The organism is Amycolatopsis sp. NPDC043885 (assembly GCF_056435685.1).
Genome location: NZ_JBWKEA010000018.1, coordinates 119,942 through 133,260 on the forward strand (window position 1 = coordinate 119,942; position 13,319 = coordinate 133,260).

Consider the following 13,319-nt stretch of genomic DNA (forward strand, 5'->3'; position numbering starts at 1 on the left):
AGTCACCTAGGCCGCCGGGGTGATCAGGCCGTAGTGACCGTCGTAGCGGTGGTACAGCACGCTGCCCCGGCCCCGTTCACCGTCGAGGTAGAACAGGAACGGCAAGCCGGTCAGGCCGAGCCGCTCCACAGCCTCCACTGTGGACAGCACCGGTGCGGGACACCCGCTGATCGTGAGGGGAAGTTCGAAGGGACTGAGGCCGTGCGAGCCCGGCGGAACGGTCTGAGCGAGCCGGTGCATGGTCGGCCCGGCGTGGTAGAGCACGCTGTCCTGCCCGGTACCGGTCTCGGTGAACAGATGGAAGTCATAGTCGAGGAGGTGCATGTCGACGAATGCCTCGTCGACCGTCGACCGGGCCAGCGAGTAGGACTTGTGCCGCACGATCTCTCGTTCCTGCTCCGGCCTCGGGAACCAGGGCTCGCGCGCGGCGGGATCCGACTCGTGGCGCCATTCGCCGGGATCCGGAACAGGACGCCCTCCTCGCCGGGCTTCCCAGTGCAGGGCACTTTTCTCCAGTTGCCTCCGGAGTTTCGCGTCCATCCGATCGATCGCCTCGTCCACCGACGGCGCCGCCGCCTGCGCGCGTACCGGCCTGCCGTTCACGTCCAGGGACGCCTGCGCCGTCACCGACTGCTCCCGTGCGGGGTCTCCGTACTTGGTCAGTCGCACCGACGCCGCCAGTACCGGCCGATGGGCAAGCCTCATCAGGCGCGAGACCTTGGCGGCCGCACGGCTCGCGGAAGCCGGCTCGACATCGCCGCGTACCGCCACCCGTACCTCGGGCATCGTCCTGGTTTCCTTCGTCCGCATCGATCGTCCTTCCCAAGTCGGTGCCCTAATCGGTACGCCGGTCGACCGGCGTGTCACCAGGGACCTAGGACGCCGCGGGAAGGGACCTTGGGGTCTCTGCCGCGGTCGCCCGGCAGCTGATGCTCGTGTCATGACTTACGCAGTGGAACTCACCGAACTCGACTCCATCGACGCCGCACATCTGCGGCGCCACACCACGACGGCCGACATCGGCGAGTGCGTGGGGGTGGGACTCGACGCGTTGTACACCTTCGTCTCCGAAGCAGGTAGCGCTCCGAACGGCCCTCCCCAAGCGGCCTATCCGGGCGATTTCCAACCGGGCGAAGAACTCGATCTCGACCTCTACCTGCCCATCACCGGCGGCCTCCCGTCGCAGGGCGATATCGACATCGTCACCCTCGACGGCGGACCTGCCGCCCGCACCTCGCATCACGGGCCTTACGACAAGATCGGTGCGGCGTATGAAGCCGTGTACGAATGGGTTCGTGAGAACGGCCGCCAACCCGCTGGAGCTCCACGGGAGTTGTACCTGTGTGGTCCGGAAAGCACGCCGGACTCCGCCGACTACGTCACCGACGTAGTCCTGCCGTTACGGAACGAGTGAGCGCGAGCCGACCGGCGCGCAGGCCGGGTCCTCAGTCATCGGGGCGCCCTTCCCGTCTCCCGGACGACCATGACCGGGCACTTCGCGTGATGGATCAGGGCGTGGCTCGTCGACCCGACGGCCAGAGCGGCGAAACCGCCTCGGCCACGAGTGCCCACGACCACCAGTCGAGCTTTCTCGCTCAGCTCGAGCAAGCGGTGCCGCGGCTTGTCCCTGACGACGACTTGGTCGACAGGTACCTGCGGGTATTTCTTGCGCCACCCCGCGAGCCGCTGCCCCAGAACGCGGTTTTCGGTCTCACGTACCGATTCTCCGGGGAAAGGCAGAGCACCTTCACCGGTGAAGAGTCCTGCGACATCGCCGTCGTGCCACGCATGCAAGGTGACCAAGGGAGCCTTCCGGTTGGAAGCTTCCGCGAAGGCCCAGGCGAGTGCTTCCTCACTCAACGGACTGCCGTCCACCCCGACAACGACCGCCCCGGTGTCACCCGGCCCCCGGACGACCACGACCGGGCAGACGGCGCCCGACGACAGGCGGGACGCGGACACTCCGGCGAACAGGCCGGCGATCTCACCGGTGGGAGCGCCGATCGCCAGAAGTCGCGCCGTGGCCGAGATTTCGGTCAACGCGGCGACCGGGCCCGTATCGACTGCCGCGGTGGTCACTTTTACCTCGGGAACCGCCGATTCACAGGCCTCGCGGAACTCGTGCAGCACTTCGCCGGTGATGGCTTCCTTCGCTTTCAACCAGGTGTCAGGCGGAAACGACCGATTCCCGAAGGGACCGCCATCGACGCCGTAGGCCATCAGAAGCAGCAGCTCCGTCTTGCACAGCAACGCTTCTTTTGCCGCCCACAACGCGGCCGCCATGGAGTGAGCCGAACCGTTCACCGCCGCGACGACCGGCCGGGAACCGAATGTCGTCATGGAGCACTCCTTCAGCCGACCGGTTTCGGATACCGACTCCGTCGACGCTAGGCACCCCGTCGCGGTGGTGATGCGGCCGTACGTCGCGGCCCGCAGGGGCTTTGGGCTCTGTGTCGCGCGGCCGCATGGCGACACGCTCGAACCGGCAACCCCTTCCGCGAACAAGGAGAAGGCATGAAGGCACTCGTTTACGACGGACCGGGGCGGCGTGCTTGGACCGACCGCCCTCAGCCGGAGCTCGCCGCGGCGACCGACGCGATCGTCCGCGTCGACGCCGTCACCATCTGCGGGACCGATCTGCACATCCTCAAAGGTGACGTGCCTGCCGTGGCACCTGGCACGATCCTGGGCCACGAAGCCGTCGGCACGATCATGGAGGTCGGCAAGGCGGTGACGACCTTGAAGCCGGGCGATCGGGTGCTGATCTCCTGTATCACCGCGTGCGGACGCTGCGAATACTGCCGGAAAGCCGTCTACGGGCAGTGCCTCGGCGGTGGCGGCTGGATCCTGGGTCACCGGATCGACGGCGTGCAGGCGGAGTTCGTGCGCGTTCCGTTCGCCGAGACCTCGACCTACGTGCTACCGAACGGTGTCGCGAACGAGGCCGCGCTGATGCTGGCCGACATCATGCCGACCTCCTACGAGGTCGGCGCCCGCAACGGACGGGTCCAGCCCGGTGACTGCGTCGCGATCGTCGGGGCGGGGCCGATCGGGCTCGCCGCGATCACCACGGCGCAGCTGTTCGGGCCGAGTTCCATCGTGGTGATCGACAAGGAACCCAGCAGGCTCGCCGCCGCGAAGACCTTCGGCGCGGACGTGCTCCTCCAGCCCGGCGAGAACCCGGCAGCGGTCATCGCCGAGCTCACCGGCGGACTCGGCGCGGACGTCGCGATCGAAGCGGTCGGCGTTCCGGAAACCTTCGAACTGTGCACGAAACTGGTCCGGCCCGGCGGACATGTCGCGAACGTCGGTGTCCACGGCGCGCCCGCCACGTTGCACCTGGAGGATCTCTGGATCCGCGACATCACCATCACCACGGGCCTGGTCGACACGTCGAGCACCTCGATGCTGCTGCGGATGCTCGCCGCGGGCAGGCTCGACACGACCCGGTTCATCACCCACCGGTTCGGGCTCGACGAGATGGACGAGGCCTACGACGTCTTCGCCCGGCCCCAAGAAAGCGACGCTCTCAAAGTCGCCCTCTTCCGCGGCTGAACACGCTGACGGGGGGCCTGCTCGGTGTTGCGAAAGCCACTTTCGCAACACCTCGGTGCGGGCTTGGAGTGGCTGGTCGCGCTAGGGGCGTGAGCGGGAATCCAGAGCCGGGCAGGTCCCCAATGTGGCATTGGAGACGCTCAGTGTCACCAATGCCGCTTTGGGGACGTCGGACCGCAGCGGCGCGATCCGACGTCACATGCACCACGTCGCATTCGCCTCGCCCCTCCATAGACCGGAAACGCCACTAACGGACGGAAGCGGGCCGCGTTCGGTCACGAACGACGCTTCAACGCCTCGATGACACCTGTACCGACCGGTTCCTCGATCGGCAAGCGGCTGTCGTCCATCTCCGCGGTGAGGTGTTCGCGGACGTCCACCACGCCGTCGAGCCGCCTGATCAACGCCACGATCACCGGGATCATGCCCGTACGTTCGACCTGACCGCGCACCGTGACGACACCGTTGTGGACGGAGATCGACAGCGTGTCCGGATCGATCGACATCGCCCGTTCGACGACCTCGGTGCGGACCTCCTCGCGCACTTCCGAGTCGGATCGCAGAAAGCCGCGCAGAAGGTCTGATCTCCCGACGATGCCCACCAGTTTCGCGTCGTCGTCGAGGACCGGCAGACGATGCACCCGATGGTTCTCCATCAGCCGGATCGCTTCGTCCACCCCGGCATCCTGTGCCACGGTGATCGCCGGCCGGGTCATCAACTCGTCGGCTCGGCTTCCCTCCACCTTGCGCCGTAATCGGGGCCGGAACCGCAGCAGCCGGTGCTGGATCTCCCGTTCCAGCAGATCACGCTGGGAGACGACGCCGACCACCCTGCCTTCGTCGTCCACCACGGGCGCACCACTCACTTCCCACGACGCGAGCAGGACGGTGATCGCCTTGAACGGGGTCTCCGGTCGCACGGTGAGCACCTGGCCGCGCATCACCTCGCGCACTCGACGACGTTTGCTCATCTCGCTCTCCTTTCCGAAAGTGTCAAGCCGCGATGTCCCGGCGTCTGAAGCCCGCCACACCGGCCGCGAGCAACGCGCAGGCGACCAAGACGAGCCAGGGAATGGACGCCATGCCCTCCGTCGAACCCGGCAGGTTCGGCAGGTGGGTGAACGGCGAGAGGTTCAGGACCACTTGAGGGACGCCGAAGAGCACGCCGAACTCGCCGACGACGACGATCGCCACGAGCACCACCCAGATCAGGCCGAGCTTGCGCGGAAACAGTCCGAACAAGGCGCAGGCCAGCCCGGCCAGCACCCACACCGCGGGCAGCTGCACCAGCGCGGCCGCTGTCAGCCTGCCGATCTCGGCGCCGGGGTACCCGGTCTGCAGGCCGCTGGCGAGTCCCGCGCCCAGGCCCGCCGCGAGCATCGGGACCACGCTTCCGGCGATCGCGACAACCAGGTAGCCGGTCAGCAACCGGGTCCGCGAGACCGATGCGGTGAGGAGCGGCTCGACCCGGAGTGCCTCTTCCTCGGTGTGCAAGTGGGTGAGCGCGGACATCGCGTACACCGAGACGACGACTCCGGCGATACCCAGTTCCAGAGCGAAGAACGCGTCCGAAAGGGCCTTCTCCCCGCCCAACGCGAGAATGAGCTGCTCGGCCCTGGGATTGTCGACGAACCTGCCGATACCGTTGGCCAGATTGCCGATGACGAGGCCCAGCACCAGGTAGACCGCCGTCCAGGCGAGCAGACCTGCTCGGTTGAGCCGCCAGAGCAGACCACCGATGCTCCGCAGGCCACGACCGGCGTGGGCGGGGCCGACGCGGTCGGCCAGCAGGCCCGCCCCGAGATCACGGTGATCGCTCAGCCTGACCGCGATCAGCACCAGCACGGCGGCGAACGCGAGGGGAAGTGCCATGACCCACCAGCGTTCCCCGGCGAACGGCCGGATCTGCTGCGCCCAGCCGATCGGGGACAGCCAGGACAGCCATTCCGGGCCGGAGTCCCCGATGGCACGCAGAAGATAGGCGAGCCCGAGGATTGAACCGGCGATACCGGTCGCCAGCCGCGCGGACCTGGATAACTGCGCGGTGACCGCCGCGATCGCTCCGAAGGCCCACCCCGTCGTCATCCAGCCGGCGCCCAACGCCACCGAGCCCGCCAAGGGCAGCCCCGCGACGGCCAGTCCACCGGCGGTCAGGATCCCGACGGCCAGTCCGGTGACGGCGGTGACCGCGAGCGCCGCGGCGAGCGCCGCGTGCCTGCCGAGCAGATCGAGCCTGCCGGACTCCTCCTCCGCCCTGGTGTGGCGGACCACCGTGGTGATGAGCAGCAACGCGACCAGTGCGGCACCGAAACCGGTCAGCTTGAGCACCGAGGCGGCACCGAGCGACGTGGGGTCGTAGATGCGGCCGTAGAAGGCGACCAGCGCCGGCACCGCGTTGACCGCCTCGGCCAAGACGGTCAGTTCCCGTTGCGACGGATAGAGGTCCGCGGTGGCGGCGGCCGCTCCGGCGGTGGTCGCCGCGCAGGCGAGTGTCCACAAAGGAACTCGTAGCCGCTCGCGGCGCAGGGCGAGGCGGAACAAGACGCCGGTCCCGGTCATTGTGCTCATCGGGACTCCAGGACCGGCGCGCGATAGTGGCGCAGGAAGAGTTCCTCGAGGGTCGGAGCCTGACTCGTCAGTTCCAGGACTCCGAGGCGGCTGAGCGCGGCTAGGACCACACTGAGTTCGGAGTTGTCGACGGTCATCCGGAAGGTGTCCCGGTCGTGGCCGAAGTCGTGGACGCCCGGCAAGGCCGCGAGCCCGTCCGGCGGCCCGGCCAGCCGCACGGTGAACGACGCGCGTGTCAGGTGCCGGAGCTCGCCGAGGCTCCCGGTGTCGACCACGCGCCCGCCCCGGATGATGCTGACGCGGTCGGACAACGCCTCGGCCTCGGCGAGGATGTGGCTGGACAACAGCACGGTCCGGCCGCGGTCGCGTTCCTCCCGGATGCAGTCGCGGAAAGCGTCCTCCATCAGTGGATCGAGACCGGCCGTCGGTTCGTCGAGAAGGAGCAGTTCGGCGTCTGAGGCCAACGCCGCCACGACGGCCACCTTCTGGCGATTCCCCTTGGAATAGGTGCGCCCCTTGCGGGTCGGATCGAGGTCGAACAGGTCCAGATAGCGATCGCGGAGACGTGGGTCGATTCCGCCGCGGAGCCTGCCGAGCAGGTCGATCACCTCACCGCCGGTGAGGGTCGGCCAGAGGGCCACCTCGCCGGGCACGTAGGCGAGGCGCCGATGGAGCGACACGGCGTCACGCCAGGGATCCGCGCCCAGCACTCGCATCTCCCCGCCGTCGGCACGCAGCGATCCCAAGAGAAGGCGCAGGGTGGTCGTCTTGCCCGCACCGTTAGGACCGAGGAATCCGTGGACTTCGCCGGTCCGGACGGTCAGGTCCAGTCCGTCCAGCGCCTTGGTGCGGCCGAAGCTCTTCCGCAGGCCGCGGATCTCGATCGCGTTCATCGGGCGGCGTCCAGCAGGACCCGGCGTTCCGCGGCCGCGATCGCGCTCCGGGACGCGTCGACCGCGTCGGGGTTGACGGAGATCGACGTGATCCCGAACCGCACGAGATGCTCCGCGAAGCCAGGCTTCGCCGAAGGTGCCTGCCCGCACAGCGAGGATGTGATTCCGGCGTCTCGCGCGGTGCCGACGATACGTCCGATGGTGTCGAGCACGGCGGGGTCGGCTTCGTCGAACAGTTCCGCGCAGACCGCCGAGTCCCGGTCCACCCCGAGAACCAGCTGGGTGAGGTCGTTGCTGCCGATGGACACACCGTCGATGCCCATCCCGGCGTACTCGGGAAGCCAGTGCACCACGGACGGGACCTCCGCCATGATCCAGCGACGCAGGCCTCGTTGCCGTCCGAGCGGGCTCGCGTCGATCAGCTCGAGACAGGCCTCCAGTTCCCATTTCGTGCGGACGAACGGGATCATGAGATGCAGGTTCGGCGTCTGCTCGCGGACCCTGGCGAGCGTGCGGAGTTCGAGGTCGAACAGGTCCTTCTCCCGTACGTAGCGGAAGCAGCCGCGGTAGCCGATCATCGGATTGCTCTCGACGGCTTCGTAGGCCTCGCCCCCGGCGAGACCGCGGAACTCGTTGCTGCGCAAGTCGGTCGTCCGGTAGACGACCGGGCGTGTGCCGAAGGGGCGCGTGATCCGCAGCAGCGACTCGGCCATCGAGTCCACAAAGGACTCCTGTTCGCCCTTGGCGATGAGGTCACGGGGATGACGCCCGCCGAGCGCCTCGGTCAGCAGGAACTCCGCCCGAAGCAGTCCGACCCCGTCGACCTGCCGCGCGGCGACCTCTTCGGCGTGTTCGGGCATGGCGAGGTTGACGTACAGCCTGGTTCCGATCGTCTCCGGCACGGCGGACACCACTACGGGTTCGGTACGCGCCGGCGGCCGGACGTAGCCGGACCGCACCTCGCCGGTGGTGCCGTCGACCGTGACGGGTCCTCGTCCCGCGAGGACCCGTGTCGCGTCGCCGGTGCCGACCACGCAGGGAACCCGTAGCTCCCGCGCGACGACCGCGGCGTGACAGGTCATCCCTCCTCCGTCGGTCACCAGCGCCGAGGCTCGCCGGATGGCGGGTACCCAGTCGGGGTTGGTCATCGGGGCGACCAGCACCTCGCCGTCCCGCAGCTGTCCGCCTTCGGCCGGATCACGCAGCACCCGTACCGCTCCACCGCCGATGCCCGGCGACGCGGCCAGCCCCGTGACGAGAACGTCCGGCGCCGGATCTCGCCTGGACGGAAGAGTCGTCACCGGCCGGGACTGGACGACCCAGATTTCCTTGCCCGTCATGGCGAATTCGATGTCCTGGGGCGTTTCGTAGTGGTCTTCGATCCTGGTCGCGAGCCGCGCCAGTTCGAGGACGGTCGCGTCGTCGAGGACACGGCGGCCCGCCGTATGCGCGGGAAGCTCGACTTTGACGTCTCCCCCGCCCACCTCGGCGATGATCTTGTGGGACTTGCTGCCGACCCGAGCCGAAACCAGCCGAAGATCGTCTTTGGCCACCAGATAGGTATCCGGTTCGACCGCCCCGGAAACGATCGCTTCGCCTTGACCGAAGACCGCTTCGATCACCAGACGGTCCCGATCGCCGGAGCGCGGGTCCGCGGTGAAGATGACCCCGGAGCGATCGGCGGTGATCATTCTCTGCACCACCACGGCGATCGCGGGTTCGCCGGTGAAGCCACGGCCGGCCCGGTATCCGATCACCCTGGGCGAGAACAACGACGCCCAGCAGTCGACGATCCGCTCACGAACGGCGTTGTCGCCCCACACGTTGGTGAAACTGGCGTTCATTCCGGCGAACGAGGCTTCCGCGCCGTCCTCGCCCGTCGCCGAGGACCGGACCGCGATGGGCGTCGACTGCCCGATCCCGTGATAGGCATCGATCACGTCGGTCAGGACACCGGCCGTCATCCCCGCCTGGTGGACCAAAACGCGCAACTGGTCGCACAGGCCTGACAGCTGCTCCGGCGCGTCCGCGGACGCGAGCGCCTTCTCGTGCAGATCCGCGATCTCACCGCGCACACCCGCTTCGTCGAGCGAAGCGAGGTACGCCTCGCGAAGCACGACGAACCCTGGAGGGACGGAGAATCCGGCGGTGATCAGCTCACCGAGATTCGCGCCCTTGCCGCCCGCCGATTCGGCGTCGGCGAGGCTGACCGTCGACAAGTCGCGTACGTAGGTCATCGCTTTCCCTCCGGACGTTGGCCTTCCATGGAATCCATGCTCGCCGGAGGTGCGGTCGCCGCTCTGCTGTCCAAGGTCCCGGCGCGACGGGACTTCGTCCCCACGCCGGGCTTCGGCGGGTCAGCGGCCGAGATGAACGGGTTTGCCGGTGACGCCCTCGATATCCGCCGCGGCCGCGTCGAGCAACCGGTGTGCGAGCTCGCTCAACGCACGGGAGACGGCCAGTTCGTCACCGATCTCGGGCACATTCGCGTCCACCGGATTGAGTCGCGCGGCTCCCACGCCCGTCAAGCCGGTGTCATCCCGGTTGACCAGTCTCGCGGTCGCTCGCGTCTGCGCTTCGTGCTCGTCGATGAAGATCTCCACGGTCCAGCGTTTCCCCTGCATTCGAACCTCCTTGGTTCGTTGTCCGTCCGAGGGATCCACCGTGTTCCGGCGGCGGCACCGGTCGAAAGTGCCGAAGGTCCCGGCTCGGCGGACGGCCCTGTGACCGAGGCTGTTCGGCCCTAGTCGACCGTCCGTGCCCCGAGAACCGTTGGGGGTCCGCTCCGCGAAAACACCGGACAGCGACGCCCGGGAAAGGGGACCCGATGTTCCGCACTGCCATCCCGCTCGGCCGGTGGGCCGGAGTCGTCGTACGAGCCCACTGGTCGGTACTCGTCGTGCTCCTCCTGATCACCGATCTCCTGGCGTCGGCCGTCCTGCCTCAAGCTGCTCCCGGCGCGAACACCACGTGGTACTGGGTGACCGGTGGGCTCACCGCGACGGGCTTCCTCGTTTCGCTTCTTCTCCACGAGCTTTCCCACGCCACGGTCGCGCGGCTCCACGGTGTGACGGTCAGGCGGATCACGCTGTGGATGCTCGGTGGCATGGCCGAGTTCGAGGGTGAACCACCGACGCCGAAAGCCGATTTCCGGATCGCGGTGGCGGGCCCGCTCGCCAGCCTGCTGATCGGAGGCACCGCACTCGGTGGCGCCTTCCTGGCCGCGGGTGCCCTGCCGCCGTTGCCGGTCGGCGGCCTGGCTTGGCTCGGGGTCAGCAACCTCCTGCTCGCGGTGTTCAACCTGCTGCCCGGCGCGCCGCTGGACGGCGGCAGGATCCTGCGAGCGGTCATCTGGTGGCGGCGGGGTGACCGTGCCCGGGCAGACGCCATCGCCGACAGGTCCGGTCAAGTGCTGGGAGCCGTCCTGGCCATGGCGGGTTTCGCGCAACTGGTCTTCCTGGGGCAGTTCACCGGCCTTTGGCTCGTCCTGCTCGGCTGGTTCCTGATCTTCGCGGCACAGGCCGAGTTCGCCGCCGGTCCGTTGCGCGAACGGCTCGGCGGGTTGCTGGTGGGCGACATCATGAACTCCGCACCGGTGATCGCACCCGGCTGGTGGACAGTGGACGCCTTCGCCGAATACGCCGCGGGTGCGAGTCACGAACGTGTTTTTCCGGTCCTGTCGTTCAACGGCGTTCCTCTCGGCGTCGTCAGCCTCGGCGACCTGCTCAAGGTGCCCGCCGACGCCCGGTGCGCGACCAGGATCACCGACGTCGCGGGGAAGGATCGGGCGGTCACGGTCGTCGGCGTCGACGCACCGGTGGCCGCGCTGATGGAGCGTGGCTTTCCCCGATCCGGCCGCGATCTCGTCCTGGTCACCCGGGCCGGCGGTCTGGCCGGTGTGGTCGGAGCCGACGACCTGGCGTGGGCGTTCGAAGTGACCGCGTTGGACCACCGCCCTCGGATCGCCGGTGGTCAGCGTCTCTGAGCACGCGAGTTACGCTTCTGATCACGCGAGTTACGTCTCTGGGCCCGCACTGAACGCAGAGGCGAGAGCCGGCCAAGCGACGACAACCACATGCCGTCCCTCAAAGCGTGAAGTAGGCCTCTTCCTCCTGCGCGAAGTGGAGGGTGAGAATCGCGTCGAGGCCATAGAGCGTCGCCCGGAGGTCATCGACCTGGTCCGATCGGATGCCGTCCGGCGCCTCGTCGAGGTGCCTGCGCAATCGACGGATCAACCGCTCGATCTCGGCGTGCTCCCGGCTCATCGTAACCGTACTGTCCGGGCCTCCCAGCACTTCGGCCAGCGCCGGATACAGCTGTTCCTCCTCGGCCCGTTCATGCGGCAGAAGCCGCTCCGTGAGCAACTTGCCGGCGTGCCGGACCGCGTCGTCGGCGTCCTGCCCCGCGCCCTCGGCCAGTGCGTCGGCGGCCAGGCGTACCGCGGAACGGACCGGCAGCAAGGTTTCGTGCTCACCGGCGAATCGCCCGACCAACCCTTCCGGCGCGCGCGGGCGAGACGCTCGCGGAGCGAGAAGAGCCCGGAGCGAATTCCCGATGACGGCGATGTCGATCCCCTCCTGCACCAACGCCCCCAGCACGGGTGCCAACCATCCGCCCGCCGCCGCGAGCATGGCGAGCACCGACAAGCCGGTGCCGATCCCGGCGCTCTCCACCGCGAGCCGCCTCGCCCGGTGCGCGATGTCCACCGCATCGGCAAGCCGGTCGATGCGGTCGTCCAAGATCACCGCGTCGGCGGCCTGGACCGCGGCCGTCGAACCGCGCGAGCCCAGCGCGATACCGACATCCGCGGCAGCGAGGGCCGGCGCGTCGTTGATCCCGTCCCCGACCATGGCGGTGACCGCGCGCTCGCTTTCCCCGCGCACGAACGAGATCTTGTCCCCCGGGGAGCATTCGGCGTGCAGGTCGTCGAGTCCGAGCAGCGCCGCCACCTCCTCCGCGTTGCCGACGCGATCGCCGGTGAGCAGGACGATCCGCGTCAGTCCCGCCGAACGCAGACGGCGCAGCGTCCGGGCCGCGTCCGGCCTGAGCCCGTCCCGCACCAGCAGCGCGGCGACCGGCTTCTCATCTTGCTCGACCCAGATCACGGAGGCCAGGTCGAGCCTTCCTCGTCGTTCCACGCCAAGCGCCCAGCCGGGAAGAAGGCTTCCGGACCGCCTGCCCACCCGGACCCTCTTCCCGTTCACCGTCCCCTCGACCCCGCGCCCCGGTGTCTCGGACACGACCTCGGCGGGCGGGACCGCGACTCCGGCGGTCCTCGCCGCCCGCACGACACATCCGGCGAGCACATGCGGTGAGAACTCCTCCACCGCCGCGGCGATCCCGAGAACGCGATCGGCCGAGTCGTCCGGTGCGCAGACCACCGCGGTGATCTCCGGACGGCCCGCGGTCACGGTGCCGGTCTTGTCCATCGCGAGGGTGCGGACCCGGCCGAGCAGTTCCAGCGCGGCACCGTCCTTGACGACCACCCCCGACCGCGCCATCCGGGACATTCCGCCGGTCACCGCGACCGGTACGGCGAGCAGCAGCGGGCAGGGCGTGGCGGTGACGAGTACCGCCACCGCGCGTGTCGGATCCGCGGTGAACACCCAGGTGAGGGCGGCGATCACCAGTGCCGTCGGCAGGAACCAGACCGCCACCCGGTCCGCCAGCCGCGCGATCGGCGCGGTGGCCGAGGCGGCCTGCTCCGCGAGCCGGACGACTCCGGCGTAGGTGCTGGCGTCGGCGGTCGCGGAGGCCGACACCTCGACGACGGCGCCGGCGTTGACGACACCACTGCGGACCTCTTCCCCCGAACGATCGGCAGGCTCCGCTTCTCCGGTCAGGGCGGACTCGTCGAAGATCCCCGCACCCCGGACCAGCCCGTCCACCGGAACGACCTCGCCGGGCAGCACGACGACCACGTCGCCCGGTAGCACGGAAGCGGCCGGAACGTCCTCGACGAGGTCGCCTCGGCGCACATGGGCCGTGGCCGGCGCCCGTGCCAGCAGCGCGGAGAGGTCGCGTCCGGCCCGGCGACGCGCGGCCGCTTCGAGCAGCCGGCCGGTCGCGACCATCGCCGCGATGATCGCCCCGGCGAGGTACTCCCCGACCGCGACAGTGCCGCCCAGCGCGAGCACGGCGAGCACGTCGGCTCCCCACCTGCCCGCCCGCAGGTCGGCGAGTACCCAGAGCGTCGCGGGTACGAACATCACCGCGGTGGCGGCCGCCCACAGCACGGAAGCCGCCACCGGGCTCACGACGCGGGCGATCCCACCCGCGGCGAGCATCGTCAGCACCCCGGCC

Annotated in this window: 11 protein-coding genes; 3 read left to right on the forward strand and 8 right to left on the reverse strand. The window is 69.1% G+C overall.

Annotated elements, in window-relative coordinates:
• Window positions 1-6: 6 nt before the first annotated feature.
• Window positions 7-810, reverse strand: coding sequence for an HPF/RaiA family ribosome-associated protein (locus AC069I_RS35755; RefSeq protein WP_478267365.1), 804 nt, complete (start codon window positions 808-810; stop codon window positions 7-9).
• 130 nt (window positions 811-940) lie between these two features.
• Here AC069I_RS35755 and AC069I_RS35760 point away from each other — a divergent pair, with 130 nt between their 5' ends.
• Window positions 941-1,414, forward strand: coding sequence for a GyrI-like domain-containing protein (locus AC069I_RS35760; protein WP_478267366.1), 474 nt, complete (start codon window positions 941-943; stop codon window positions 1,412-1,414).
• A 35-nt stretch (window positions 1,415-1,449) separates the two neighbouring features.
• On the opposite strand, the gene AC069I_RS35765 is transcribed toward AC069I_RS35760, so the two are convergent.
• The gene (locus AC069I_RS35765) at window positions 1,450-2,340 is read right to left on the reverse strand and encodes a universal stress protein (RefSeq protein WP_478267394.1); all 891 of its coding nucleotides are present in this window, start codon (window positions 2,338-2,340) and stop codon (window positions 1,450-1,452) included.
• A 174-nt stretch (window positions 2,341-2,514) separates the two neighbouring features.
• Between AC069I_RS35765 and AC069I_RS35770 the strand changes: the two genes are divergently transcribed.
• A complete protein-coding gene (locus tag AC069I_RS35770; RefSeq protein ID WP_478233307.1) occupies window positions 2,515-3,555 on the forward strand; it encodes a zinc-dependent alcohol dehydrogenase family protein in 1,041 nt (346 codons plus the stop codon).
• A 275-nt stretch (window positions 3,556-3,830) separates the two neighbouring features.
• Here the strand turns inward: AC069I_RS35770 and AC069I_RS35775 are convergent, their stop codons facing one another.
• The 5 genes from AC069I_RS35775 to AC069I_RS35795 all read right to left on the reverse strand — a co-directional run bounded on the left by AC069I_RS35775 (window position 3,831) and on the right by AC069I_RS35795 (window position 9,640).
• A complete protein-coding gene (locus AC069I_RS35775) occupies window positions 3,831-4,526 on the reverse strand; it encodes a CBS domain-containing protein (RefSeq protein WP_478224542.1) in 696 nt (231 codons plus the stop codon).
• Window positions 4,527-4,548: 22 nt separating this feature from the next.
• Window positions 4,549-6,123 (reverse strand): ABC transporter permease, encoded by a 1,575-nt coding sequence (locus tag AC069I_RS35780; protein ID WP_478267367.1) that lies wholly within the window; start codon window positions 6,121-6,123, stop codon window positions 4,549-4,551.
• Complete coding sequence (locus AC069I_RS35785; RefSeq protein WP_478267368.1) at window positions 6,120-7,016, reverse strand: ABC transporter ATP-binding protein; 897 nt, start codon at window positions 7,014-7,016, stop codon at window positions 6,120-6,122. Before AC069I_RS35785 ends, AC069I_RS35780 begins: the two co-directional genes overlap by 4 nt.
• Window positions 7,013-9,253, reverse strand: coding sequence for a phosphoenolpyruvate synthase (gene ppsA / locus AC069I_RS35790; protein WP_478267369.1), 2,241 nt, complete (start codon window positions 9,251-9,253; stop codon window positions 7,013-7,015). Before ppsA ends, AC069I_RS35785 begins: the two co-directional genes overlap by 4 nt.
• Before the next feature lie 120 nt (window positions 9,254-9,373).
• Complete coding sequence (locus AC069I_RS35795) at window positions 9,374-9,640, reverse strand: DUF1876 domain-containing protein (RefSeq protein WP_478224546.1); 267 nt, start codon at window positions 9,638-9,640, stop codon at window positions 9,374-9,376.
• Between the two features lie 203 nt (window positions 9,641-9,843).
• Between AC069I_RS35795 and AC069I_RS35800 the strand changes: the two genes are divergently transcribed.
• Window positions 9,844-11,001, forward strand: a complete 1,158-nt coding sequence (locus tag AC069I_RS35800) for a site-2 protease family protein (RefSeq protein ID WP_478267370.1) — start codon at window positions 9,844-9,846, stop codon at window positions 10,999-11,001.
• A 100-nt stretch (window positions 11,002-11,101) separates the two neighbouring features.
• On the opposite strand, the gene AC069I_RS35805 is transcribed toward AC069I_RS35800, so the two are convergent.
• Complete coding sequence (locus AC069I_RS35805; protein WP_478267371.1) at window positions 11,102-13,303, reverse strand: heavy metal translocating P-type ATPase; 2,202 nt, start codon at window positions 13,301-13,303, stop codon at window positions 11,102-11,104.
• Between the last annotated feature and the right edge of the window lie 16 nt (window positions 13,304-13,319).

What these genes read in the sequence shown, in the direction of transcription:
- AC069I_RS35755 (WP_478267365.1), bottom strand. Translation starts at nt 810, where the DNA reads ATGCGGACGAAGGAAACCAGGACGATGCCCGAGGTACGGGTGGCGGTA.
- AC069I_RS35760 (WP_478267366.1), top strand. Translation starts at nt 941, where the DNA reads ATGACTTACGCAGTGGAACTCACCGAACTCGACTCCATCGACGCCGCA.
- AC069I_RS35765 (WP_478267394.1), bottom strand. Translation starts at nt 2,340, where the DNA reads ATGACGACATTCGGTTCCCGGCCGGTCGTCGCGGCGGTGAACGGTTCG.
- AC069I_RS35770 (WP_478233307.1), top strand. Translation starts at nt 2,515, where the DNA reads ATGAAGGCACTCGTTTACGACGGACCGGGGCGGCGTGCTTGGACCGAC.
- AC069I_RS35775 (WP_478224542.1), bottom strand. Translation starts at nt 4,526, where the DNA reads ATGAGCAAACGTCGTCGAGTGCGCGAGGTGATGCGCGGCCAGGTGCTC.
- AC069I_RS35780 (WP_478267367.1), bottom strand. Translation starts at nt 6,123, where the DNA reads ATGAGCACAATGACCGGGACCGGCGTCTTGTTCCGCCTCGCCCTGCGC.
- AC069I_RS35785 (WP_478267368.1), bottom strand. Translation starts at nt 7,016, where the DNA reads ATGAACGCGATCGAGATCCGCGGCCTGCGGAAGAGCTTCGGCCGCACC.
- ppsA (WP_478267369.1), bottom strand. Translation starts at nt 9,253, where the DNA reads ATGACCTACGTACGCGACTTGTCGACGGTCAGCCTCGCCGACGCCGAA.
- AC069I_RS35795 (WP_478224546.1), bottom strand. Translation starts at nt 9,640, where the DNA reads ATGCAGGGGAAACGCTGGACCGTGGAGATCTTCATCGACGAGCACGAA.
- AC069I_RS35800 (WP_478267370.1), top strand. Translation starts at nt 9,844, where the DNA reads ATGTTCCGCACTGCCATCCCGCTCGGCCGGTGGGCCGGAGTCGTCGTA.
- AC069I_RS35805 (WP_478267371.1), bottom strand. Translation starts at nt 13,303, where the DNA reads ATGCTCGCCGCGGGTGGGATCGCCCGCGTCGTGAGCCCGGTGGCGGCT.